The sequence below is a fragment of the Xanthobacter flavus genome, from assembly GCF_017875275.1.
GTDB classification, from domain to species: domain Bacteria; phylum Pseudomonadota; class Alphaproteobacteria; order Rhizobiales; family Xanthobacteraceae; genus Xanthobacter; species Xanthobacter flavus_A.
The window spans coordinates 443,863-468,536 of the sequence record NZ_JAGGML010000001.1 but is presented as its reverse complement, the minus strand read 5'-3'; the positions used below and the strand labels follow the sequence as shown (position 1 = coordinate 468,536).

20 protein-coding genes are annotated in these 24,674 nt (G+C 69.1%); 10 read left to right on the top strand and 10 right to left on the bottom strand.

Annotated features, from left to right (window positions below; genetic code table 11):
- Positions 1 to 179 precede the first annotated feature (179 nt).
- The 4 genes from J2126_RS02265 (at position 180) to J2126_RS02250 (ending at position 2,867) form a co-directional block, all read left to right on the top strand.
- Positions 180 to 836, top strand: a complete 657-nt coding sequence (locus J2126_RS02265) for a zinc ribbon domain-containing protein (RefSeq protein ID WP_209483573.1) — start codon at positions 180 to 182, stop codon at positions 834 to 836.
- On the top strand, positions 833 to 1,552 hold the full coding sequence (locus J2126_RS02260) for an HAD-IA family hydrolase (RefSeq protein ID WP_209483571.1): 720 nt from the start codon (positions 833 to 835) through the stop codon (positions 1,550 to 1,552). The genes J2126_RS02265 and J2126_RS02260 overlap by 4 nt, the downstream gene beginning before the upstream one ends.
- Positions 1,553 to 1,562: 10 nt before the next feature.
- The gene (locus J2126_RS02255) at positions 1,563 to 2,336 is read left to right on the top strand and encodes an ATP12 family chaperone protein (protein ID WP_209483569.1); all 774 of its coding nucleotides are present in this window, start codon (positions 1,563 to 1,565) and stop codon (positions 2,334 to 2,336) included.
- Positions 2,337 to 2,438: 102 nt separating this feature from the next.
- On the top strand, positions 2,439 to 2,867 hold the full coding sequence (locus tag J2126_RS02250; RefSeq protein ID WP_209483567.1) for a TfoX/Sxy family protein: 429 nt from the start codon (positions 2,439 to 2,441) through the stop codon (positions 2,865 to 2,867).
- A gap of 77 nt (positions 2,868 to 2,944) precedes the next feature.
- Here the strand turns inward: J2126_RS02250 and J2126_RS02245 are convergent, their stop codons facing one another.
- The gene (locus tag J2126_RS02245; protein ID WP_209483565.1) at positions 2,945 to 4,519 is read right to left on the bottom strand and encodes a DEAD/DEAH box helicase; all 1,575 of its coding nucleotides are present in this window, start codon (positions 4,517 to 4,519) and stop codon (positions 2,945 to 2,947) included.
- Between the two features lie 339 nt (positions 4,520 to 4,858).
- On the opposite strand from J2126_RS02245, the gene J2126_RS02240 reads away from it, so the two are divergent.
- Positions 4,859 to 6,028, top strand: coding sequence for an MFS transporter (locus J2126_RS02240; protein WP_209483563.1), 1,170 nt, complete (start codon positions 4,859 to 4,861; stop codon positions 6,026 to 6,028).
- A gap of 43 nt (positions 6,029 to 6,071) precedes the next feature.
- Here the strand turns inward: J2126_RS02240 and parE are convergent, their stop codons facing one another.
- The gene (gene parE / locus J2126_RS02235) at positions 6,072 to 8,126 is read right to left on the bottom strand and encodes a DNA topoisomerase IV subunit B (RefSeq protein ID WP_209483561.1); all 2,055 of its coding nucleotides are present in this window, start codon (positions 8,124 to 8,126) and stop codon (positions 6,072 to 6,074) included.
- A gap of 200 nt (positions 8,127 to 8,326) precedes the next feature.
- Between parE and recJ the strand changes: the two genes are divergently transcribed.
- Both recJ and J2126_RS02225 read left to right on the top strand, forming a co-directional pair.
- On the top strand, positions 8,327 to 10,114 hold the full coding sequence (gene recJ, locus J2126_RS02230) for a single-stranded-DNA-specific exonuclease RecJ (protein ID WP_348634209.1): 1,788 nt from the start codon (positions 8,327 to 8,329) through the stop codon (positions 10,112 to 10,114).
- 10 nt (positions 10,115 to 10,124) lie between these two features.
- Positions 10,125 to 10,814: a YoaK family protein gene (locus J2126_RS02225; RefSeq protein ID WP_348634208.1), complete on the top strand. Its 690-nt coding sequence runs from the start codon at positions 10,125 to 10,127 to the stop codon at positions 10,812 to 10,814.
- 15 nt (positions 10,815 to 10,829) lie between these two features.
- Here J2126_RS02225 and J2126_RS02220 read toward each other — a convergent pair whose 3' ends face one another.
- The 8 genes from J2126_RS02220 to J2126_RS02185 form a co-directional block, all read right to left on the bottom strand.
- Positions 10,830 to 11,336 (bottom strand): hypothetical protein, encoded by a 507-nt coding sequence (locus J2126_RS02220; RefSeq protein ID WP_209483555.1) that lies wholly within the window; start codon positions 11,334 to 11,336, stop codon positions 10,830 to 10,832.
- Positions 11,329 to 12,252, bottom strand: a complete 924-nt coding sequence (locus J2126_RS02215) for a ParA family protein (RefSeq protein ID WP_209483553.1) — start codon at positions 12,250 to 12,252, stop codon at positions 11,329 to 11,331. The genes J2126_RS02220 and J2126_RS02215 overlap by 8 nt, the downstream gene beginning before the upstream one ends.
- Before the next feature lie 60 nt (positions 12,253 to 12,312).
- Positions 12,313 to 13,704, bottom strand: coding sequence for a GntP family permease (locus J2126_RS02210; protein ID WP_209483551.1), 1,392 nt, complete (start codon positions 13,702 to 13,704; stop codon positions 12,313 to 12,315).
- A gap of 307 nt (positions 13,705 to 14,011) precedes the next feature.
- Positions 14,012 to 15,064, bottom strand: coding sequence for an N-acetyl-gamma-glutamyl-phosphate reductase (argC, locus tag J2126_RS02205; protein ID WP_209483549.1), 1,053 nt, complete (start codon positions 15,062 to 15,064; stop codon positions 14,012 to 14,014).
- Between the two features lie 325 nt (positions 15,065 to 15,389).
- Positions 15,390 to 16,409, bottom strand: a complete 1,020-nt coding sequence (glpX, locus tag J2126_RS02200; protein ID WP_209483548.1) for a class II fructose-bisphosphatase — start codon at positions 16,407 to 16,409, stop codon at positions 15,390 to 15,392.
- Between the two features lie 35 nt (positions 16,410 to 16,444).
- The gene (locus J2126_RS02195) at positions 16,445 to 17,740 is read right to left on the bottom strand and encodes a homoserine dehydrogenase (protein ID WP_209483546.1); all 1,296 of its coding nucleotides are present in this window, start codon (positions 17,738 to 17,740) and stop codon (positions 16,445 to 16,447) included.
- A gap of 106 nt (positions 17,741 to 17,846) precedes the next feature.
- Complete coding sequence (locus tag J2126_RS02190; protein WP_209483544.1) at positions 17,847 to 19,067, bottom strand: LL-diaminopimelate aminotransferase; 1,221 nt, start codon at positions 19,065 to 19,067, stop codon at positions 17,847 to 17,849.
- Between the two features lie 159 nt (positions 19,068 to 19,226).
- On the bottom strand, positions 19,227 to 19,517 hold the full coding sequence (locus tag J2126_RS02185; protein WP_209483542.1) for a hypothetical protein: 291 nt from the start codon (positions 19,515 to 19,517) through the stop codon (positions 19,227 to 19,229).
- Positions 19,518 to 19,767: 250 nt separating this feature from the next.
- On the opposite strand from J2126_RS02185, the gene phaC reads away from it, so the two are divergent.
- From phaC to J2126_RS02170, 3 genes are all read left to right on the top strand, one after another.
- Positions 19,768 to 21,747 (top strand): class I poly(R)-hydroxyalkanoic acid synthase, encoded by a 1,980-nt coding sequence (gene phaC, locus J2126_RS02180; RefSeq protein ID WP_245327182.1) that lies wholly within the window; start codon positions 19,768 to 19,770, stop codon positions 21,745 to 21,747.
- A 250-nt stretch (positions 21,748 to 21,997) separates the two neighbouring features.
- Positions 21,998 to 23,410: a threonine synthase gene (gene thrC, locus J2126_RS02175; RefSeq protein WP_209483540.1), complete on the top strand. Its 1,413-nt coding sequence runs from the start codon at positions 21,998 to 22,000 to the stop codon at positions 23,408 to 23,410.
- Positions 23,407 to 24,672, top strand: a complete 1,266-nt coding sequence (locus tag J2126_RS02170; protein ID WP_209483537.1) for a M16 family metallopeptidase — start codon at positions 23,407 to 23,409, stop codon at positions 24,670 to 24,672. Before thrC ends, J2126_RS02170 begins: the two co-directional genes overlap by 4 nt.
- Positions 24,673 to 24,674 lie beyond the last annotated feature (2 nt).

The window sequence follows — 24,674 nt, the reverse complement described above, 5'->3', positions numbered from 1 at the left end:
TCTGTTCCTCCGCCCCGTCGTGCATTCGTGGTGACGGGGAAGACCCTGCGATTCGCGGCCTGCCGCATGATCCAGGGTCCATCGATCGATCAAGGTGCTGGACGGGCCGGGGCGACCGCCAGCGTGGCGGAGCCAGGCCGACCGGAACGGGCTCGGCCGAGCGTGCGGAGGTGATTGCGATGAACCCGAGGCCCGACTTCTGTCCCGGCTGCGGGGCGCAGGTCTATCCCGAGGAGGCCCATTGCCCCTTCTGCGGCCGCAAGCTCCACACCAGTTTCGTCATGCCCTTCCTCGTCGGCCTCGGCGGCACCGTGGTGGCGCTGATCTCCGGCGGCCTCGTCTGGTGGGTCATGTCCGACGAGCCGGGCGACGCGCCCGACGCCCAGCCGCAGGTTCAGGCCGCGGCGCCGGCTCCCGCAGCGCCGGCCCCGCCTGCTCCCACGCCCGCGCCGCCTCCGGCCCAGGCCGCAGCGCCGCCTCCGGCAACCCCGCCCGCCGCCGCGCCGGGACAGGACGCCTCCCTCCCGCTGCCCACGGTGAACAGTCCCGTCGCGGCTCCAGCTGCGGACGCTGCCGCGCGCCGCGCCTTCGCCAAGAGCAAGCAGGACAGCTTCGCCCAGAACGGCCTCGACCTCACCGTCACGGCCGGCGGAGACGATGCGACGCTGCTCACGATCAAGTTCAACTTCCCGGCCAAGACGGCGGCCGAGCTGATCGTCGCCGGGCCGTTCCCCAAGCAGTGTGAGCAGCGCGGCTTCCGGCAGGTCTTGTTCGTCGATCCGTCCGGCATCACATGGACCTACGATATCGCCACCCAGCAGATGACCCAGAAATGAGCGCAGCAGGCGACACCGATCCTTCCTCCGCCGCCGGCCTCAAGCTGGTGCTGTTCGATTGCGACGGCACGCTGGTGGACAGCCAGCACCTCATCGTCTCCGCCATGCACGATGTCCACGCCGCCCACGGCGTGCCCCTGCCCGACCGGGAGAAACTGCTCTCGCTGGTGGGGCTCTCTTTGCCGCAGGCATTCGCGGTGCTGTCGCAGGGGGATGCGTCCTATCCCATCGAGGCGATGGTCGATGCCTACAAGCTCGCCTTCAACCGCCTGCTCAATGCCGATGCGCCCGAGCCCATGTTCGACGGCGCCCGCGAGGTGCTGGAGGGGCTGCGCCAGCGCGAGGACGTGGTGCTCGGCATCGTCACCGGCAAGTCGCGGCGGGGGGTGAACCGCATCCTTTCCGTGCAAGGCATGGAGGGCTGGTTCTCCACCATCCAGACCGCCGACGACGCGCCTTCCAAGCCCCATCCGGCCATGGTGTTCCAGGCCATGGGGGAGACCGGGGCGCGGCCGGAGGATACGGTGGTGATCGGCGATACCACCTATGACATCTCCATGGCCCTGCAGGCCGGGGCCTCGGCGCTTGGCGTCGCCTGGGGTTATCATGAGACGCCGGCGCTGGAGCGGGCGGGCGCGGACCGGATCGTCCAGCACTTCCGCGAGGTGCCCGAGGCCATCGCCGAGCTTCTGGCCCGCCGCCGCGTCGTGATCTGAGGACAGCGAGATGCGTGAGTTCCTGGAAGATGTGGAGAGCGGCGATCCGGGCGATCCCGTCGCCCGCGCTCGCGCCGCCCAGAAGGCGCCCCTGCCCAAGCGCTTCTACACCGAGGTGAGCGTGGGCGAAGGGGAGGGCGGCTTCACCATCCTCCTCGACGGGCGGCCCGTGCGCACCCCCGCGCGCGGCCTGCTCAAGGCGCCGACCCGTGCCCTCGCCGAGGCCATGGCGGCGGAGTGGGCGGCGCAGCAGACCGAGATCGACCCCTTCACCATGCCGCTGACCCGCCTCGTCAACGTCGCCCTCGACCGGGTGGCGCCCGAGGCGCAGGCCGTTACGGACGAGGTGGTGAACTACGCCGGCACCGACATGCTCTTCTATCGCGCCGATGGACCGCAGAAGCTGTTGGACCGGCAGGCGAAGCACTGGGACGCGGTGCTGGACTGGATGAAGGCGACCCACGGCGCGCGCTTCTACCTCGCCGAGGGCATCACCCATGTGGCGCAGCCGGAGGAGTCGCTGGCGAAGGTGCGGGCGCTGGTGCCGGCCGACCCGCTGCGCCTCGCGGCCGTGCATTCCATGACCACCCTCACGGGCTCCGCCCTCCTCGCCCTCGCGGTGGCGGAAGGTGCGCTCTCCGCCGATGAGGCCTGGACGGCGGCTCATGTGGATGAGGATTTCAACCGCGAGCAGTGGGGTGAGGACGAACTCGCCAGTCTCCGCCGCGCCGCCCGCCGCACCGAGATGGACGCCGCCGCGCAGGTGCTGGCGCTGGTGGGCTGATCCGCTCCCCCTTCAAGCCCGCGCGGCGCTTGAGCGTGGGAGGGCCATAAGCCCGCGCGGCGCTGAGCGGGGAAGGGCCACACGCCGGGGCAGGGAGGGGGAATGGACGAGGACGCGATTGCCGATCTCTTCGCCGCCTTCGGCCCGGTGGCGGTCCGGCGCATGTTCGGCGGGGCCGGGCTCTATGCGGATGGGCTGATGTTCGCGCTGTGGGCCGGCGACACCTTCTATCTCAAGGCCGATGCGGCATTGGCCGAGGATCTGAAGGGGCGGGGCTCCGTGCCCTTCAGCTATGTGGCCAAGGGCGTCACCCGCACCATGGGCGGCTTCTGGTCCGTGCCCGAAGAGGCGCTGGACGATGCCGAGGACCTCGCGGCCCTCGCCCGCCGCGCCCTCTTCGTGGCACATGCGGCCAATGAGGCCAAAGCGAAGCCCGTAGGCGGAGCATCCCCGAAGAAGGCGAAGCCGGCGGGTGGCGCGGCCGGGAAGAAGCCCGCCGCCAAAAAGAAAAGCGCGCCGGCCCAAGGCTGAGCGGCGCGCTGATCCATCAGAACATTTGAAAGGATGCGCCGGCCCGGAGGTCGGCGCAGGCCTTCACGCAGCTACCTTCACGCGCCGGCCTTGACCCGCACCGGGCGCAGGAGGAAGGCGGGGAGGTGGGACATGTCCGCCGGCTCGTTGGCAGGCGCCCGCTCGCGGCGCGGGGGACGTGCGTCGCCCTCCTCGCGGGTGGGACGACGGTTGCGCTCGGGGCGGTCGCCACGCTCGGCCGACCGTTCCGGACGCGTGGCGCGTTCCCGCTCCTGACGCTCGGGACGTTCGGTGCGCTCGGGACGCTCCGCCCGTTCAGCCCGCGGCTGACGCTCGGGCCGCTCGGCACGCTCGACGCCTTCGGCCCGGGGCTCGCGCTCGCGGCGCGGCTCGCGCTCGCCGCGACCTTCGCGATCGCCACGAGCCTCTCGGGGCTGACCCTCGCGCGGCTCCTTGTCCATGCGGCGCTTGCCGCGCAGACGGCCATCCTCGCGCCCGCGGCGCTCGGAGGCCGGCGGCGCATCGCCGAGGGCCGGGCCGTGCCAGGGAATCGGGTTGCCGATCAGCTTTTCGATGGCCGAGAGGGACTTGGCATCGAGGTGCGTGACCATGGTGTAGGCCGTGCCGGCGCGGCCGGCGCGGCCGGTGCGGCCAATGCGGTGGACGTAATCCTCGGAATGGTGCGGCACGTCATAATTGAAGACGTGGCTCACCGCCGGGATGTCGAGGCCGCGCGCGGCCACGTCGGAGGCCACCAGCAGGGTCGCCTCGCCGTTGCGGAACTCGTCCAGCGCCTTGATGCGGGCGTGCTGGTCCATGTCGCCGTGCAGGGCGACGGCATTGAAGCCGTGCTTCTGCAGCGAGCGGTGGAGCACCGCCACGTCGCGCTTGCGATTGCAGAAGATGATGCCGTTCTGCAGGTTCTCGCAGCTGCGGATCAGCTCCCGCAGCACGTCGCGCTTCTCATAGTCCTCGCGGCCGGAGGCAACCAGTTCCTGCGTCACCGTGGTGGCGGTGGACGCGGGCTTGGAGACTTCCACCCGCACGGGGTTGGAGAGGAATTGCGAGACGAGGCGCTGGATCTCCGGCGGCATGGTGGCCGAGAAGAACAGCGTCTGGCGGGTGAAGGGCACGAGCTTGCAGATGCGCTCGATGTCCGGGATGAAGCCCATGTCCAGCATGCGGTCGGCCTCGTCGATGACGAGAACGTCGATGCCGGAGAGAAGCAGGCGGCCGCGCTCCACATGGTCGAGCAGGCGGCCCGGGGTGGCGATCAGCACGTCCACGCCGCGAGCGAGCTTGGAGTCCTGGTCACCGAAGGAAACGCCGCCAATGAGCAGGGCGACGTTCAGCTTGCTGTACTTGCCGTAGCGCGTGAAATTCTCTTCCACCTGGGCCGCCAACTCGCGGGTGGGCTCCAGGATGAGAGTGCGCGGCATGCGGGCACGGGCGCGGCCCTGCTCCAGCAGCGTCAGCATGGGGAGCGTGAAGGCGGCGGTCTTGCCGGTACCTGTCTGCGCGAGGCCGAGAACATCCCGGCGCGCGAGAACATGGGGGATGGCCTGGGCCTGGATCGGGGTCGGGATCGTGTAGCCGGTGTCGGCGACCGCCGCGAGGACCTTGTCGCTCAGGCCGAGTTCGGAAAATGACATTGCATCTTTTGGATGCGGCGGCGCGCCGCTGATCGAACGTCCCGTGCCGTACGGGGTCAGACGAGTGGTCGTCGGTCGGCGCGCTTGGATTCGACATATCTCGGACGACGCATAGCAACATAAGAAAATGATGCGCCGTGTCAATGTTTTCCGGCCGGGGTCGCCGATTCGGGGGCCAAAACGGCCGAGCGTGTCGTCCAGGCGGCCCAAATGCACGCTTTCCGAGCACCCGCCATGCGTTGAGTGAATGTGTGTGCGCTGCACCCATGCGGCCTCGTCGGGTTGACCCATCCCGCCCGACGCCGCAGGGATGGCGTCCCTGTCGCCGTCCCGGATCCCATGCCCTTTCTTCTCGTCCTCGGTCTTGCGGCGTTCGCGAGCGCGTTTTCCATGCGCGTCGTCGATCCCATGCTGAACATTCTGGCGAGCGACCTTCAGGTGACGCTGCAGCAGGTGGCCATGCTCGCCAGCGCCTTCACCTTTCCCTATGCGGTGATGCAGCTGGTGTTCGGCCCCATCGGCGATGCGGTGGGCAAGGTGCGGCTCATCCGCGTGAACCTCGTCATGCTCTCCATCGGCCTCGCGGTGTCGGCCACCGCGACCAGCCACGAGATGCTGCTCGCCTCCCGCGTCTTCTCCGGGGCCTTCGCCGGCGGCATCATCCCGGTGGTCCTGGCGACGGTGGGCGACAGGGTGGCGTACGAGCGCCGGCCGGTGGCGCTCAGCCGGGTGCTGCTCGCGCTGGTGCTGGGGCAGCTCTCCGGCTCGGCTTTGGCCGGCTTCATCGCCGAGATGGCGGGGTGGCGCGAGGTGTTCTGGTCCGCCTTCGGCGTCGCCGCCCTCGCCGCGCTCGCCACCATCTTCGGGCTCACGGAGGAGGGGCAGCGTCAGCCCCTGTCGTTCGCCGCCTCCATCGCCCGCTACGGCATCGTGCTGCGCAACCCCTTGTCCATAAAGGTCTATGGCGTTGTCGCCATCGAGGGCGCGCTGAGCTTCGGCGTGTTCCCGCTGGTGGCGCCGCTGATGGTCCACCAGGGCATCGGCGATGCCAAGGAGGCGGGCATCGCGCTCGGCGCCTTCGCCATCGGCGGTGCATTCTATACCTTCGCCGTGCCGCTGCTGGTGCGCTATCTCGGGCTCGGCGGCATGGTGCGGTGGGGCGCCGCCGGGGTGGGGGTGCTGCTTATACTCGCCACCCGCGCCCACGGGCTCCTGCTGATGGCGGCGATCTTCGGCGCCGCCGGCTTTGCCTTCTACATGATCCACAACGTGCTGCAGATCCTCGCCACCGAGCTTGCCCCGGAGGCGCGCGGATCGGCGCTGGCGCTGTTCGCCTCCTTCTTCTTCATCGGCCAGGCGGTGGGTGCGCTGGCGCTGACGCAGGCGGCGGGCTTCGCCGGGGTGGTGGCCATGTTCATCGCCGCCGGCATCGGCATGCTGGTGCTCGCCGGCCCCGCCGGGCTGCTCCAGCCGCGCAAGGGGCACATCTCGCCGTCAGAGACGCTGTAGCAAGGTGCCGCCCGAGCCCCCTGCGAGGACGGATAGCGCCGGCTCAGATGTCCAGCATCTCCTCGCCCGCGAAAGCGGCGCGCTCGGAGATGAAGGCGAAGCGCGCTTCCGGCTTGTTGCCCATGAGCCGTTCCACGAGATCCACGGTGGCGGCGCGCTCTGCATCCTCCACGGAGACGCGCTGCAGGGTGCGCGTCTTCGGGTCCATGGTGGTTTCCTTGAGCTGCGCCGGCATCATCTCGCCGAGGCCCTTGAAGCGGCCCACATCCACCTTGCCCTTGGCGGAAAACTCCTTCTTCAGCAGCCGCTCGCGGTGGGCGTCGTCCCGCGCATAGAGGGTCTTGGCCCCCTGCGTGATGCGGTAGAGCGGCGGCACGGCGAGGAAGAGGTGGCCCTCCTCGATCAGCTTCGGCATCTGGCGGAAGAAAAAGGTGACGAGGAGGGAGGCGATGTGCGCGCCGTCCACGTCCGCGTCGGTCATGATGATGACCTTCTCGTACCTGAGGTCCGTCTCGCGGTAATGGGTGAGCGTGCCGCAGCCCAGCGCCTGGCCGAGGTCGGCGAGCTGCTGGTTGGCGGCAAGCTTGTCGCGGGTGGCGTTGGCAACGTTCAGGATCTTGCCGCGTAGGGGCAGCACTGCCTGCGTCTTGCGGTCCCGCGCCTGCTTGGCCGAGCCGCCGGCCGAGTCACCCTCGACGATGAAGATCTCGGAGCCGGCCGCCTCGGTGTTGGAGCAGTCGGCGAGCTTTCCGGGCAGGCGCAGCTTGCGCACGGCGGTCTTGCGGGAGACCTCCTTCTCCTGCTTGCGGCGCAGCCGCTCCTCGGCCCTGTCGATCACATGGTCGAGCAGGCGGCTCGCCTGCACCGGGTTGGCGGCGAGCCAGTGGTCGAAGGGGTCGCGCAGCGCCTGCTCGACGATGCGGGCGGCCTCGGCGGTGGCGAGGCGGTCCTTGGTCTGGCCCTGGAATTCCGGCTCGCGCACGAACACCGAGAGCATGGCGGCGCAGCCGGCGATCACGTCGTCGCCAGTGATGACGGAGCCGCGCTTGCCCTGGCCGGCGCGCTCCGCATAGTCCTTCAGGCCCTTGAGCAGCACAGCCTTGAGACCGTTCTCGTGGGTGCCGCCATCGGGCGTCGGAATGGTGTTGCAGTAGGAGGAGATGCCGCCGTCGGCATCCGCCACCCAAGCCACCGCCCATTCCACCGAGCCGTGACCGCCGGTCTTCTGGATGCGGCCGGCGAAGATGTCCGGATGGACGAGCGTGTTGCCTTCGAGATCGGCCGCCAGATAGTCCTTGAGGCCGCCGGGGAAGCGGAAGACCGTCTTCTCCGGGATGTTCTCGCCGGCCTTCAGCAGCTCGGGATCGCACGACCAGCGGATTTCCACGCCGCCGAAGAGGTACGCCTTGGAGCGGGCCATGCGAAACACGCGGGCCGGCTCGAAGTGCGCGCCGGCGCCGAAGATCTCCGGATCGGGATGGAAGCGCACGCGGGTGCCGCGCCGGTTGGTGATGCGGCCGACTTCCTTGAGCGGCCCTTGGGGCAGGCCCTTGGAGAAGCTCTGGCGATAGAGGGTCTGGTTGCGCGAGACCTCCACTTCGAGGTCGTCGGAGAGCGCGTTCACCACCGAGACGCCGACGCCGTGCAGGCCGCCGGAGGTCTCGTAGACCTTGCTGTCGAACTTACCGCCGGCATGCAGCGTGGTCATGATGACCTCGAGCGCCGACTTGCCGGGGAACTTCGGGTGCTCCTCCACCGGGATGCCGCGGCCATTGTCCGAGACGGTGAGATAGCCGTCGGCACCCAGCTGCACCTCGATGAAGGTGGCATGGCCGGCCACCGCCTCGTCCATCGAATTATCGATCACCTCGGCAAAGAGGTGGTGCAGCGCCTTGGAATCGGTGCCGCCGATATACATGCCCGGCCGGCGCCGCACCGGCTCCAGCCCTTCCAGCACCTCGATATGGGCGGCGGTATAATCGCCGGCCATCTGAGGCACGACTGCGGCCTTGCCGCGCGCGCTTTCCTTCGCCGGCGCCTTGCTGGAGCCGCGCGGCCGGGCGGCGAAGAGATCGTCGGAATTATCGCTGTCGGACATGGCACTCTGAGGTCGGAGGTTTGGGCGCCAGATAGCAGAACGGCAGGGCCGGCGCGAATCGGGACGGCGCCGCGGCCCCTGATTTCCCCAGTGTGGCAGACCCGGCGCCGAAGGGGAACGGAATGGCAACAAAACCCCCATAATCCCCCGCGCTCGACGCCGCGCCTCTCCTCTGGCTTCATGCGCGCGTGAACATCGCCGTGCCGAATCGCCTCTTCCTCGACGTCGCCCGCTCCGCCACCGGCCGCACCTGGCGGGAGCGGCTGGACGTGCGCGGCGGGCAGACGGCGCTCGCCATGGCCCAGCGCTTCGGCATCAGCGAGCTGCTCGCCCGCGTGCTCGCGGCCCGCAACGTGCCGCTGGACGAGGTGGAGCGCTATCTCGACCCCTCCATCCGCACCCTTCTGCCCGATCCCGACACGCTCACCGACATGCCCGCCGCCGTGGCCCGTCTCGCCCGCGCGGTCACGACCGGCGAGCAGGTGGCGGTGTTCGGTGACTATGACGTGGACGGCGCCTGCTCCACCGCCCTCATGGTGGGCGTGCTCCAGGCCGGCGGGCTCGACCCGTTCTTCCACATTCCGGATCGCATCTTCGAGGGCTACGGGCCGAACGTGCCGGCCATCGAGCAATTGGCCGCGCGGGGCGTGACCCTGCTGGTGACGGTGGATTGCGGCACGACCTCCCTCGAACCGCTGGCGGCCGCGAAACGGCTCGGGATGGATGTGGTGGTCATCGACCACCATCAGGCGGGGGAGACCCTGCCCCCCGCCACCGCCATCGTGAACCCCAACCGGGAGGACGACCTCTCCGGCCTTGGCCATGTCTGCGCGGCGGGGCTCGCCTTCGTGGTGGCGGTCGGCTTCGTGCGGGCGCTGCGCCAGAGCGGGCACTTCAATGCCGAGCGCCCGGCGCCGGACCTGCTGGACGCCCTCGACATCGTGGCGCTGGCGACGGTGGCGGACGTGGTGCCGCTCATCGGCCTCAACCGGGCCTTTGTGGCGAAGGGCCTCATCGCCATGCGCCGGCGCTCCCGCATCGGCCTCACGGCGCTGATGGACGCGGCGCGGCTCGATGGGCCGCCCCGGCCGTTCCATCTCGGCTTCCTCATCGGCCCGCGCATCAATGCCGGCGGGCGCATCGGCGAGGCGACGCTGGGTGCGCGCCTGCTGCTGACGCAGGACCCCGCCGAGGCGCGCGGGATCGCCGCCGAACTGGACCGCCTCAATGCCGAGCGGCAGGAGGTGGAGCGCGCCATCCTCGCCGCCGCCGAGGCCGAGGCGCATGCGGCGCTGGGCATCTCGGAGGAGGGCGCGGTGGTGGTGGTGAGCGGTGAGGGCTGGCACCCCGGCGTCGTCGGCCTCGTCGCCGCGCGGCTGAAGGAGCGCTTCCAACGCCCGGCCTTCGCCATCGCCTTCAATGGTGAGACCGGCACCGGCTCCGGCCGCTCCATTCCCGGCGTGGATATCGGCCGGGCGGTGCGCGGCGCGGTGGAGAGCGGGCTATTGGTGAAGGGCGGCGGCCATGCCATGGCGGCCGGCCTGACGGTGGAGCGCCGCCAGCTCGGCGCCCTGCGCGCGGAGCTGGAGCAGCGCCTCGCCCCGGATGTGGAGCGTGCCCGCGCCGAGGGCACCCTTTCCATCGACGGCGCGATGACCGCGCGCGGGGCGACGGTGGACCTCGTGGAGACCGTCGCCCGTGCCGGCCCGTTCGGCGCCGGCAATCCGGAGCCGGTGTTCGCCTTTCCCGGCCACCGCATCAGCTATGTGGAGAGCTTCGGCGCCGGCCATGTGCGCGCCCGCATCTCCTCGCCGGACGGCACGACGCTGAAGGCCACCGCCTTCCGCTGCGCCGAGGAGCCGCTGGGCCGGGCGCTCTTGGCTGCGCGCGGGCGCAATCTGCATGTGGCCGGATGCCTCGACATCGACACCTGGCAGGGCGAGACGCGGGTGGCGCTGCGCATCCGCGACGTGGCGGAGGCGGGATGAGGGCTCTGCCGTGAAAGTGCTGCTCGCCGTCCTCCTCTGCTTCAACGCCGGCTTCGTGGATGCGGCGGGCTTCGTCGCGCTCGGCGGGCTGTTCGCGGCCCATGTGACCGGCAATTTCGTCACCATCGCCGCCTCGCTGGCCCATGGGGATGCGCCATCGCTGGCGAAGGTCCTGGCGCTGCCGGTGTTCGCCTTCGTGGTGCTGTGCGCGCGGGAATTGAGTCTCGCCCTCGCCCGGCGCGGGCGGGACGATTTCCGCGTGCTGATGGCGGCGAAGCTCGTGCTGCTGGCGCATGCGGCGCTGGTTGCCGTGCAGTCCGGCCCCTTCTACGACCACAATTCCCCCGCCGCCGTGATGATGGGCATGACCCTGGTGGCGGCCATGGCGCTGCAGAACGCGCTCCACCGCACCCACCTCACCGATTCACCGCCTTCCACCGTGATGACGGGCACGTTCACGCAGGTGCTGGTGGACATCGCCAATCTCTGGCGGCCGCTGGAGGGCACCAACATTGCCGCGAACCGCGCCCGCCTCGGGCGGATGAGTGCGTACCTCGCCGCCTTCCTCTTCGGCTGCCTCTCGGCCGCGCTGCTCTATCGCGCGGTGGGCATGTGGTGCCTGTTCGTGCCCACCTTGGTGGCGGTGGCGGAAATCTTCACGCTGGGGCCGGACCCCGCGCCGGAGAAGGACAAGGCGTGATCGCGCGCGGCGGAATCACCGCTCCTCGGACACCCGGAGCGCCGTGCGCCCGGTGATCTTGCGCTTGCGCGGCGCGGGCTTGCCGTCGGGGGCAACCTCGGCCGCAGGGGCAGCCGGGGCCGTGGCGGGCGCAGCAGGAGCGGCCGCGGGCGCCTTGCGGGACGACGCCTTCTTCGCCGGCTTGGCAACGGGCGCGGACGGATCGCGGCTGGCATCGGCAAGGGCGAGGAGCGCCTTCACCCGGTCGCCGGGCTGGGCGAGGGCAGGGGCGTGGGGATCGATGCGGGCCAGCAGCGCCTTGGTCTTGGGCGCCGGCACCCCGTCCAGCGCCTCGGCGAAGGCGGCGGGGCCGAGCACGGCTCGGATGGCGCGCAGCGCTTCGAGGTCGGTCCCGTCGGCCACGAGCTGGGCGCGGACGATCTCGTTCACCGCCTTGCGCGCGAGATTGCCGCCCGCCGCGAAGAGGGCGGCCCGGCCGCCGATGGCCGCGAGGAGGGCGAAGAATTCCGAAGTCTCAGCCATTGAGCCGCCTCCGCGTCTCGTTCACGAGGTCGCGCACCGCGTCCACGGCGTTGTACCATTTCTGCTCGAAGGAGGGTGCGTAGGGAAAGTTCTCGGGGTCCATGGCCCGCTCGATGGCGGCGAGGTTGCGGACCTCGGTGTCGAAGATCTCATAGACCGCGCCGTCCTCGGCCGCCTCCTCCCGCAGGCTGATGAGCGTGTCGCGATGCTGGACCTTCTGCGCGTGCACCCGGCTCGCCAGCACCAGCGGGCGGCGCCTGGGCTGGGGCAGGGTGGATCGCGTGACGTGGGCATTCTCCCACACCGAGGCGCGGAAGGCGTCGAAGCCCAGCGTGGAGAGATAATCCGGAATGGTGGGCACGATCACCATGTCGGCGAGGCGGATGGCCACCTCGGTGAAGGCGGAGATGCCGGGGGCGCAATCGAACAGCACCACGTCGTAATGCGCGCGCAGGCATTTGAGCGCTTCGTCCAGCACCTTCAGCGACTGGCCTTCCAGCGAGCGCAGCCCGTAATTCTTCTCCGCCAGCCGCAGCACGATCTCGCGCTCCAGCAGGCGCAGGCGGGGGCTCGCCACCACCATGTCGATGGCCAGTTCCTCGCCCGCCTTCATCACATGGCAGATGCTCGGTGTGATGTACTGGGCGATGGAGGTCCGGTCGCCATAGAGCAGCCGGTCGGCAAGGAAGGATGTCACCGACTGGCGGCGCTCGAGGATCGCCTTCAGCTCGTCGTCATGGGCGAAGCAGTAGGAGGCGTTGGCCTGCGCGTCGAGATCGACCACGACCACCCGCGCGCCCTGCTCCGCAAAGCCTTCCGCCAGCATGACCACTGTGGTGGTCTTGCCCACCCCGCCCTTCATGTTGGCGACGGCGATCACCTGCCCCCCGGCAGCGGCCTCCCCGGCATCGGCCATGTCCGCACCACCCCTCGCAGCCCATGTTGCGCCGCAACCTAAAGGCGATGCTGCACCTGCTCAATAGAGGCCGGTCAAATAATAGAAGCCGATCACGAAGAAGGCCGCGGTGGTCTTTATGATGGTAACGGCGAAGATGTCGCCATAGGACTGACGATGCGTTAGCCCGGTAACGGTGAGCAGCGTGATAACCGCGCCGTTGTGCGGCAACGTGTCCATGCCGCCGGCTGCCATGGAAGCGACGCGGTGCATCACCTCCAGCGGGATGCCGTAGGTCTGTGCCTCGGCGATGAATTGCTGCGCCATGGCCCCAAGGGCGATGGAGAGGCCGCCCGAGGCCGAGCCGGTGATGCCGGCCAGCGTCGTCACCGTGATCGCCTCGTTGATGAGGGGATTGGGGATGGAGGTGAGGGCCGCCTTGATGACGAGAAAGCCCGGCAGCGCCGCGATCACCGCGCCGAAGCCGTATTCCGTCGCCGTATTGAGGCCGGCAAGGAGCGCGCCGCCCACCGCCTCCTTCGAGCCGCCGGCGAAATGCCCGGCAATGGCCCTGTAGCCGAACGCCACCACCGTGAGGATGCCCAGCAGCAGGGCCGCCTCCACCGCCCAGATGCCGGCCCAGACGTGGGTGTCGAGGCTCACAGCCGGCCCGCCTTCCACCAGCGTCGCGCTCGCCTGCGGCCCGAACCAGCCGGGGATGTGCCAGGCGAAGAACAGGTTGGCGACGCCGACCACAACCAGCGGCAGCACAGCGAGCAGCGGCGGGACGGGCGGGACGCTGTCGTCCGGCAGGCTCTCGTTGAGGTGGCCGGTGCCGTAGCCTTCGCCCGCGCGGTGGGCCTGCATCCGGCGGAATTCCAGATAGGCGATGCCCGTCACGAAGATGAAGATGGAGCCGACGATGCCGAGGATGGGCGCCGCATAGGCCGTGGTGCCGAAGAAGGCGGTGGGGATGATGTTCTGCAGCTGCGGCGTGCCGGGCAGCGTATCCGCCGTGAAGGAGAAGGCGCCGAGCGCGATCACCGCCGGCAGCAGGCGCTTGGGAATGCCCACCTGCCGGAACATCTCGGCGCCGAAGGGATAGAGCGCGAACACCACCACGAACAGCGAGACGCCGCCATAGGTGAGCACCGCCCCCACCAGCACAATGGAGACGATGGCCCGCGTCGGCCCCAGCAGGTTCACCACCGCCGAGACGATGGAGCGCGAGAAGCCGGCCAGCTCGATGAGCTTGCCGAAGATGGCGCCCAGCAGGAACACCGGGAAGTAGAGCTTGATGAAGCCCACCATCTTTTCCATGAACAGGCCGGAAAAGATCACCGGCACCGCCGCCGGATCGGTGATCAGCACCGCGCCGATGGCGGCGACGGGCGCGAACAGGATCACGCTGAAGCCGCGATAGGCCACGAGCATCAGGAAGAAGAGCGCGGCGAGGCAGACGACGAAGCTCATGGCGGTGCATCCGGCGACGGTAGGGCGGTCCCTCAGGCGGGACAGTAATGCGCCCTACGGCCGAGCACCAGCTTCGGAAATCATAAGAAGTGTTGCGGCGCAATAGTTTCCGAGGGGTGGAGGCAGCCAGCCCACGCCGCCCGCCGTCATCGCCCGCCGTGTGCGGGCGATCCACCTTGCCGCCGCAGGGGTGACGGGTGACGCTGAGCGGACAAGCCGCCCGGCGGATCCCCCGCACGAGGCGGGGGATGACAGTCGTGCAAAGCGGTGACGGTTCGGCGGGACGCCTCGGCGAGCAGCCCCCGCCTCAGGGCATCAGCGCGATCTGCTCCAGGCCCTCGGTCTCTGGGAAGCCCATGACGAGATTCATGTTCTGCACCGCTGAGCCGGACGCGCCCTTCACGAGGTTGTCCAGCGTGGAGACGATGACGGCCCGGCCGGGCAGGCGGTCCGCCACCACGCCGAGGAACACCATGTTGGAGCCGCGCACGTGGCGCGACTGGGGCACCTGGCCGAAGGGCAGGACATGGACGAACGGCGCGCCCTTGTAGAAGTCGGTCAGGATGCGGTGCAGGTCCTCGGCGGTGGCGCCGGTGGTGCGCACATAGATGGTGGCGTAGATGCCCCGGTTCATGGGCGCGAGCACCGGCACGAACATGGGCTTCACCGGCCGGCCGGCGGCCTTGGAGAATTCCTGGTCCAGTTCGCCCATGTGCCGGTGGCCCGAGACGGCATAGGCGTGGATGCCCTCCGACACCTCGGAGAACAGCATCGCCTCCTTGGCCGCGCGCCCGGCACCGGACATGCCGGTCTTGGAATCGATGACGATGCTCTCCGGCTCCAGCGCCCCGGCCTCCAGCAGCGGCACGATGGGCAGGATGGCGGTGGAGGAATGACAGCCCGGATTGGCGACGAGCCGCGCCTTCCTGATTTCGTCGCGATAGATCTCGGCGATGCCGTAGACCGCCTCCTTCTGGAGCTCCAGCACCTGATGGGGATGGCCGTACCATTCCTCATAGGCGCCGGGATCGGAGAGGCGGAAGTCGGCGGAAAGGTCCACCACCTTCACGTTCGGCGCCGCGTCGAAGACTTTCTTTATGACGAGCTGCGTCGTGGCATGCGGCAGGGCGCAGAACACCACGTCCACGGCGGTGAAATCCACCTCGTCGATGGTCACGAGCTTCGGCAGCGGGAAGGGCGCGAACTGGGGGAACACCTCGGCCATGGACTGGCCGGCCTTCCGATCCGCGGTGAGCGCGACGATCTCGGCGCGCGGATGGCGCAGCAGCAGGCGCACAAGCTCGGAGCCGGTGTAGCCCGAGGCGCCCAATACCGCGATCCTTGCCTTAGCGTCAGACATCTTGCTCTCCCGAGGGTCTCCGCCGCCCGGCCGGAGCCGGCGAACGGGGCCAAGGTGCTTACACCCAATCCCACGTCAGGGAAAAGACAGACGGGCGCATGGCCGTTCCGCTTTTCGTGGGAAGAGCTTGCGTGCGATCCCTCTGCTGCACGGGGAGAGGGGAGAAATGTGACCGTCATTGCCCGGCTCGTCCGGGCAATCCACGGCTGGACCGGGACTGGTCTTCGTACATCCAGCCTGCGGAGAGGTGGATCGCCCGGACGAGTCGGGCGATGACACCGATAACCAGCACCGGCCTCTCTTCCGCAAGGGGAGACGGGTGCGCTCAAGCCAGACGGAACTTGGAGAAGTCGCGGTGCTCGGTGGCGATGCGGCGCACCGTGCCGGTGGCGGCGCGCATCACGATGGTGTCGGTCAGGATCACGTCACGGCCGAAGCGCACGCCCTTCAGCAGCGCGCCGTCGGTGACCCCGGTGGCGGCGAACAGGCAGTCGCCGCGCACCATCTCGTCGAGCCTGTAGACCTTGGAGAAGTCGGTGATGCCCAGCGCCTTGGCCTGGGTGCGCTTCTTCTCCGTGTCGAGCACGAGGCGGCCTTCCATCTGCCCGCCGATGCAGCGCAGAGCGGCGGCGGCGAGCACGCCCTCGGCGGCGCCGCCGAGGCCGAGATAGATGTCGATGCCGCTCTCATGCGGGTTGGTGGTGTGCACCACGCCCGCCACGTCGCCGTCGGTGATGAGCTTGATGGCCGCGCCGGTCTTGCGCACGGCGTCGATCAGGCCGGCATGGCGGGGCCGGTCGAGGATGAGCGCGGTGACGTCGGAGGGCGGCACGCCCTTGGCCTCGGCCAGCGCGCGGATGTTGTCCTGCGGGCTCTGGGAGAGGGAGACGATGCCCTCCGGATAGCCCGGCCCGATGGCGATCTTCTCCATGTAGCAGGGCGGCATCTGGAGCAGGGAGTGGCGCTCGGCCAGCACGAGGACGCAGAGCGAGCCCTCCATGTTCTTGGCGCAGAGCGTGGTGCCCTCCAGCGCGTCCACGGCGAGGTCCACCTCGGCCCCGCCGCGCCCGAGCGTTTCGCCGACGAACAGCTGGTCGCACTCGCCCTGCAGCCCCTCGCCGATCACCAGCATGCCCGAGACCGGAATCTCGTTCACCTCGCGATGGCAGGCGGCCATGGCGGCGATGTCCGCGGCCTGCTCGTCGCCCCGGCCGCGCAGCCGGGCGGCGGCGACGGCGGTGCGCTCCGTGGCCTGCGCCATGTCCAGGGCGAGGCGGCGATCGAGCACCTGCTGGGCTCGCGGGGCAGACTTCTCAGGCGTCCTCTGGGTCCGGGCACCGCTCATGACGTCGGTCCTTCTGGTTTTGTCGCCGCGCCGGATCAGTCCTTCTCGATCCGGATGACCTGAGGCAGGGAGGCGACGACGCCATCCGCCTCGATGGCGGCGATGGCGCGGCGCACGGCGGCCTCGGTGGTGGCATAGGTGATGAGGATCACATGGGCCGTCTCGGACGGCGCCGCGCCGCCCGGCTGCCGCTGGACGATGGATTCGAGCGAGATCTGCTCGTCCGCCATGCGACGGGTGATGGTGGCGGCGGTGCCCGGCTTGTTCGTCACGGCGAGGCGGATGTAATAGCCGCCCTCGTGGCGCTGCATGGCGGCGCGCTCGGCCTTGGCGAGGCGCTCCACCGGCAGGCCGAAGGCATAGCCCTTGGCGCCGCGCGCCACATCGAAGATGTCGCCCACCACTGCCGAGGCGGTCGCGTCGCCGCCCGCGCCGGGGCCGACCAGCGTCAGCGTCACGGCGTCGCCGTCCACCGCCACCGCATTGGTGACGCCGGACACCTGCGCGATGGGCCAGTGCTTGGGCACCATGGTGGGATGCACCCGCTGCTCGATGCCGGTGTCGGTCTTCACCGCCACGCCGAGCAGCTTCACCCGGTAGCCGAGATCGTCCGCCGCCTCGAGATCGGCGAGGGTCAGCTGGCGGATGCCCTCCACATAGATCGCCTCCGCATCCACCTGCGTGCCGAAGGCCAGCGAGGTGAGGATGGCGAGCTTGTGGGCGGTGTCGAAGCCGTCGATGTCGAAGGTCGGGTCCGCCTCCGCATAGCCGAGCCGCTGCGCCTCGGTGAGGCAGACGTGGAAGGAGAGCTTCTCGTCCGCCATGCGGGTGAGGATGTAGTTGCAGGTGCCGTTGAGGATGCCCGAAACGCGCTCGATGGCGTTGCCGGCCAGCGCCTCGCGCAGCGTCTTCACGATGGGGATGCCGCCCGCCACCGCCGCCTCGAAGTGCAGGCCCGCGCCCGAGGCCTCGGCCCGGCGGGCGAGGTCCACGCCGCACTTGGCGAGCAGCGCCTTGTTGGCGGTGACGACGGGAATGCCACGGTCGAGCGCGGCGGCCACCGCCGCCTTGGCGGGGTCGCCGTCGCCGCCCATCAGCTCCACGAACACGTCGATGTCGCCCTCGCGGGCGAGCGCCGCCGGATCCTCGAACCAGGTCACGCTTGATAGATCGAGGCCGCGGTCGCGGCTGCGGTCGCGGGCTGCCACCGCGGTCACCTTCACGGCGCGGCCGGTGCGCGCCTCCAGCTCGCCGGCGCGGCGCTCGAGCATGCGGAAGACCGCGGCCCCGACGGTGCCGAGGCCGGCGAGGCCCACTTTCAGTTCGCTCATCTGTCCGTCCGGTTTCTGTCCTCGGCCGGCGTCATACCACAGCCCGCGCTGCGCCTGGGTGCCGGCCCGACCGGCCCCGCCGGAAGACGGGGCCGATGGCGAAGGTTCAGCGCGCGGCGCTGAGTGGAACCACGTTGTGCAGCGTGGTGCCGGCCTGCTCGAAGAAGCGGCGCACGTTGCGCGCCGCCTGGCGGATGCGCTGCTCGTTCTCCACCACGGCGATGCGGACGTATTCGTCGCCGTGCTCGCCGAAGCCGACGCCCGGCGACACCGCCACCTCCGCCTTCTCGATGAGGAGCTTGGCGAATTCCACCGAGCCCATGGCCCGGAAGGGCTCCGGGATGGGCGACCAGGCGAACATGGTGGCGCGAGGCACGGGGATGTTCCAGCCGGCGCGGCCGAAGCTCTCCACCAGCGCGTCGCGGCGCTTCTTGTACGTCTCGCGCATCTCGGCGATGCATTCCTGCGGGCCGTTGAGCGCAGCCGTCGCCGCCACCTGGATGGGGGTGTAGGCGCCGTAGTCCAGATAGGACTTCACCCGCGAGAGGGCGGCGATGAGGCGCTCGTTGCCCACCGCGAAGCCCATGCGCCAGCCGGCCATGGAATAGGTCTTGGACATGGAGGTGAACTCCACCGTCACGTCCATGGCACCGGGCACCTCCAGCACGGAGGGGGGCGGGTTGCCATCGAAATACAGCTCGGCATAGGCGAGGTCGGAGAGGACGATGAGGTCGTTCTTCTTCGCGAAGGCCACCACGTCCTTGTAGAACTCAAGGTCCGCCACGCAGGCCGTGGGGTTCGAGGGATAGCACAGCACCACCGCGATGGGCTTGGGGATGGAGTGCTGGACTGCCCGCTCCATCGCGTGGAAGAACTCCGGCCCCGGCTCGGACGGCACCGAGCGGATGACGCCGCCGGCCATCAGGAAGCCGAAGGCGTGGATGGGGTAGGAGGGATTGGGGGTCAGGATCACGTCGCCCGGCGCGGTGATGGCCTGCGCCATGTTGGCGAAGCCTTCCTTCGAGCCCAGCGTCGCCACCACCTGCCGATCGGGATCCAGCTTCACGCCGAATCGCCGCTCGTAATAGGCCGCCTGCGCCTTGCGCAGACCGGGGATGCCCTTGGAGGCGGAATAGCGGTCGGTGCGCGGCTTGCCGATGGTCTCTTTGAGCTTCTCATAGACATGCGCCGGCGCATCGAGGTCCGGATTGCCCATGCCGAGGTCGACGATGTCCACCCCGGCATTGCGGGCGGCGGCCTTCACACGGTTCACTTGCTCGAACACGTAGGGCGGCAGCCGGCGAATGCGGTGGAAATCGGTCGTCATCTCAATGGCTCCAGAAGCCGCGCATGTCTCTCCCGGCGCGGCAGTCGGGCTTTGTAGCACTGTTCGGTGAATGAAAAAGCCTTGATTGCGGTCGCGATGGGGCAGGGCGCCGATATCGCACCGCACAACAGGCAGAGACGCCCGGCGGCCGGGCGGCGATCACTGGGCTTGCGGGACCTGTTTCGCCTGCTGCTGGCGGGCGAGGCGCTCCAGGTCGCGCTGCAGCTTCTGCTGCTGCTCTGCGGTGAGCGGGTCCCGCCGGTCCGGGGTTGGGCCGCCGAGGGTGGGGAATTGGGCGGCGTCCACCTCCGGCACCGCGGTCTGCGGCGGCGAAAGCCCGGGAATGTTGGCGCCCGCGCAGGCGCAGAGGCTGCCGGCCAGCGCGAGAAGAAGTGCGGCGCGCAGCGAGGGGACGGCCCGGCCACGGGCCGTCGGAGAGAAGAGGTCCATTATCCGTTCCGGCTGAATCCCGGTCCCGGCCGTGACGATGCCGGGGCGAGATACCTCCTGTGGGGCCGCCGCCGTGCGGGCGTACCGCAGGTTCGACCAAGGAGATGTGTCTAGAGGCGCCTCGGGCGCGGCCGTGAGGCTCGATCCTGTCACTTTCACACTCTAGAGTATGAAGGAAGCGCAGGCAGCGATAAAGATGGGCTACGTTTCGCAACGGCCCGCGAGCAAGACCCGCGAGAAGGAAACGCGAATGTCCCGTGTTGAGGAAACGCCGAACGTATCCGCCACCGCTCCCGTGATGCCGGTGGAGGCGCCCCCGCATCTCAGCGTCGTCCCTCCCGCGACCCAGCACAGCCCGTCTCCCGCGTCCACGCCGACGGCCAAGCCTGAGGCAGCGAGCCAGAAGGCCGAGAGCAAGGGCAAGGCGGACGGGTCCTCCGGCGGCAAGTCCGAAGGCGCGCGCCCCGGTCTCGACATCGAGGCCTTCTCCCAGAATCTCGCGCAGATGGTGGACGAGGGCGGCAAGGCGCTTGCCGCCTATCTCGGGCCCCGCACGCAGGCGAAGACCGACGATCTCGCCGAAGACATCGCCGACGCCCTCAAGACCGTCGGCCAGGTCGCGGAATACTGGATGACCGATCCCCAGCGCACGCTGGAGGCGCAGACCCGCCTCATGGCCGGCTATCTCTCGGTGTGGACCAATACCCTGAAGCGCCTCGGCGGCGAGCAGGTGGAGCCGGTGACGGCGCCGGACGCCCGGGATGCCCGCTTCAAGGACGAAGGCTGGCGCGAGAGCCCCATCTTCGACGCGCTCAAGCAGGCCTATCTCGTCACCACGCGCTGGGCGGAGGACATGGTGGAGGAGGCCGAGGGCCTTGATCCCCATATCAAGCACAAGGCCGGCTTCCTGGTGAAGCAGGTGACGAACGCCATCTCGCCTTCCAACTTCGTGATGACCAATCCGGAGCTGATCCGCGAGACCTTCTCGTCGTCCGGCGAGAATCTCGTGAAGGGGATGAAAAATCTCAAGGAGGACCTCGTCGCCGGCAAGGGCTCGCTCAAGATTCGCCAGTCGGACCTGAGTGCCTTCGAGGTGGGCCGCAACCTCGCCACCACGCCGGGCAAGGTGATCTACGAAAACGACCTGATGCAGCTCATCCAGTACGAGGCCACGACCGGCAGCGTGAAGAAGATGCCGCTGCTGATCGTGCCGCCGTGGATCAACAAGTTCTACATTCTCGACCTGACGGCGGAGAAGTCCTTCATCAAGTGGCTGGTGGACCAGGGCATCAGCGTCTTCGTGATTTCCTGGGTCAATCCCGATGCCCGCCTCGCCGAGAAGGGCTTCGACGACTACATGCGCGAGGGCATCATGGCCGCCCTCGACAAGGTGGCCGTCGCCACCGGCGAGCGGCAGGCGCACGCCATGGGCTATTGCGTCGGCGGCACCCTGCTCGCCACGACGCTCGCCTACATGGCCCAGACGGGCGACGACCGCATCGCCTCCGCCACCTTCCTCACCACCCAGATCGACTTCACCCACGCGGGCGATCTGAAGGTGTTCGTGGACGAGGACCAGCTCGCCGCCATCGAGCGGAAGATGAAGCAGACGGGATATCTCGAAGGCAGCAAGATGGCTTCGGCCTTCAACATGCTGCGCTCGAACGACCTGATCTGGCCCTATGTCGTCAACAACTACATGAAGGGCAAGGCGCCGTTCCCGTTCGACCTTCTGTTCTGGAACGCCGATTCCACCCGAATGCCGGCGGCGAACCACTCCTATTATCTGCGCAACTGCTACCTCACCAACAACATCGCCCGCGGCCTCGCCGAGCTGTCCGGTGTGCGCATCGACATGACCAAGGTGAACGTGCCGGTCTATTCGCTGGCGACGCGGGAAGACCACATCGCCCCGCCCAATTCGGTGTTCATCGGCGCGAACATGCTGTCCGGCCCGGTGCGCTACGTTCTCGCCGGCTCGGGGCACATCGCCGGCGTGGTGAACCCCCCGGCCAAGATGAAGTACCAGTATTGGGCGGACGGCCCCACCGGCCCCAGCTACGATCTGTGGCTCCAGGGCGCCCAGGAGCACAAGGGCTCCTGGTGGCCGGACTGGCTGAACTGGTTCTCCAGCTATTATCCAGCGGAGGTTCCCGCCCGCGCCATCGGCGGCGGCCACTTCGCCGCCATCGAGGACGCCCCCGGCCGCTACGTGCGCGAGAAAAGCTGAGGGTTAAGAACCGTCGCCCTCCGGCTCGACCGGAGGGCCCATCCCCCCGCTTGAGCCCTCGCGCGGACACCGGGACAAACGCCACCATTGGTCCTCCGGTCGAGCCGGAGGACGACGGCGCGGGCGGCCAGCGCTCACCGCCCAAGCGCCCTTCCTCCCACCCCTCGCGACCCCGCCTTTCCCGCGAGCGCGCTTGCGGGTAGTTTGGCGGCAGGCCCGCTTTGGGCCTCTCAAGACCTGTCGAGGGCCCGTGCGTTACGTTTCCACCCGGGGCGAAGCTCCTGTCCTGTCGTTTTCCGATGCGCTGCTGGCTGGCCTGGCGCGCGACGGCGGCCTCTATGTGCCGGAGGCGTTCCCCACTTTGAGCGCGGACCAGATCGCCGCGCTGGCGGGAAAACCCTATCCGGCGGTGGCCAAGGCGGTGATTTCCCCCTTCGTCGGCGATGCGCTGCCCGAGCGCGTGCTCGATCTGATGATCGCCGACGCCTACGCCTCCTTCCGCCATCCGGCGGTGACGCCGCTGACGCAGATCGGCCCCAACCGCTTCCTGCTGGAGCTGTTCCACGGCCCGACCTTGGCCTTCAAGGACGTGGCGATGCAGTTGCTCGCCCGCATGATGGACCATGTGCTCGCCGCCCGCGGCGCCCGCGCCACCATCGTCGGCGCCACCTCCGGCGACACCGGCAGCGCGGCCATCGAGGCGTTCCGGCACTCCGATGCCGTGGACGTATTCATCCTCTACCCGCACAAGCGCGTGTCCGAGGTGCAGCGCCGGCAGATGACCACCGTGAACGCGCACAACGTCCACGCCATCGCCGTGGAAGGCACGTTCGACGATTGCCAGGCCCATGTGAAGGCCATGTTCAATCACCACGCCTTCCGCGATTCCCTCGCGCTTGCTGGGGTAAATTCCATCAACTGGGCGCGCATCGTCGCGCAGGTGGTCTATTATTTCTATGCCGCCACGGCGCTGGGCGCGCCGCACCGCGAGGTGTCGTTCGTGGTGCCCACCGGCAATTTCGGTGACATCTTCGCCGGCTATGTGGCCAAGCGCATGGGCCTGCCCATCCGCGATCTCTCCATCGCCACCAACGTCAACGACATCCTGGTGCGCACGCTGGAGACCGGCCGCTATGAGGTGAAGGGGGTGCATCCCTCCTCCTCGCCGTCCATGGACATCCAGGTGTCGTCGAACTTCGAGCGCCTGCTGTTCGAGGCGCTGGACCGCGACAGTGGTGAGGTGCGCCAGCTCATGGCCTCGCTGGGCCAGTCCGGCGCCTTCACCGTGCCGCACGACGCGCTCGCCACCATCTGCGGCGATTTCTCCGCCGGCCGCGCCGACGAGCCGGAGACGGCGAAGACGATCGCCAGGCTCTACCAGTCCGCCGGTTATCTCGCCGATCCGCACACGGCGGTGGCGCTGGCGGTGGCGGACAAGGTGGAGCATGCCGCCAAGGTGCCGCAGGTGATCCTCTCCACCGCCCATCCCGCCAAATTCCCCGATGCGGTGGAAGCCGCCACCGGCATCCGCCCCGGCCTGCCGCCGCACATGGCGGACCTTCTGACCCGCAAGGAAAGCGTGAGCGTGCTGCCCAACGACCTCGTGGCCATCGAGACCTTCATCCGCACCCATGCCCGCGTCGGCCGGGGCGCCGCGGCATGAGCGTGAAGATCTCGACACTCGACAACGGCATCACCGTCATCACCGACGAGATGAGCCATCTCGGCACCGCGTCCCTCGGCATCTGGGTGGGTGCCGGCGCGCGCGACGAGAAGGGCGACGAGCACGGCATCTCGCACCTTCTGGAGCACATGGCGTTCAAGGGCACCCGCCGCCGCTCCGCCCGGCGCATCGCCGAGGAGATCGAGCAGGTGGGCGGCGACATCAACGCCGCGACCTCGGTGGAGCAGACCACCTACAACGTCCGCGTGCTGGGCGAGGACGTGGGCCTCGGCATCGACATCCTCGCCGACATCCTCACCGAGCCGGCCTTCGCCCCCGACGAGCTGGAGCGGGAGAAGAACGTGATCGTGCAGGAGATCGGCGCGGTGATGGACACGCCCGACGACCTGGTGTTCGACCTCTTCCAGGAGCAGGCCTTCCCCGGCCAGAGCGTCGGCCGCTCCATCCTCGGCACGCCGGAGACGGTGCGCGGCTTCAGCCGCGACCAGCTCGGCGCCTATCTCGGGCGCACCTATCGGGGGCCGCGCATGGTGGTGTCCGCCGCCGGTGCGGTGGAGCATGAGCGGCTGGTGGACGAGGCCGCCAAGCGCCTCTCCGGCGTCGGCAACGGCGCGGCGCCCGAGCTTTCGCCCGCCACCTACGCCGGCGGCACGCGGCTGACCGCGCGCGACCTCGAGCAGGTGCATGTGCTGATGGGGTTGGAGGGCTGCTCCTACAAGGATGCGGACTACCACGCCCTTCAGGTGCTCTCGAACGTGCTGGGCGGGGGCATGTCCTCCCGCCTGTTCCAGGATGTGCGGGAGGAGCGGGGGCTCTGCTATTCCATCTACGCCTTCCATTGGACCTATCAGGATACCGGTCTGTTCGGCATCTATGCCGGCACCGACACCGGCGACGTGGAGGAGCTCTCCAACGCGGTGGTGGACCAGATCTTCGACACGGCGGAGACCGTGACCGAGCTGGAGGTGGCCCGCGCCAAGGCGCAGATGAAGGTGGGGCTGCTGGCTGCGCTTGAAAGCTCCGGCGCCCGTGCCGACCAGCTCGCTCGGCAGATCCTCGGCTTCGGCCGGGTGATTCCGGTGGAGGAAATCGTCGCCAAGGTGGAGGCTGTGGACGTGGCCGCCGTGCGCGCTGCGGCGACGCGGCTCATCGGCCGGGGGCGGCCAACGCTCAGCGTCATTGGACCGAAGGGCGGGCTTGAACCGGCTGCGCGGGTGGTGCAGCGTCTCGAAACGCATTAGCC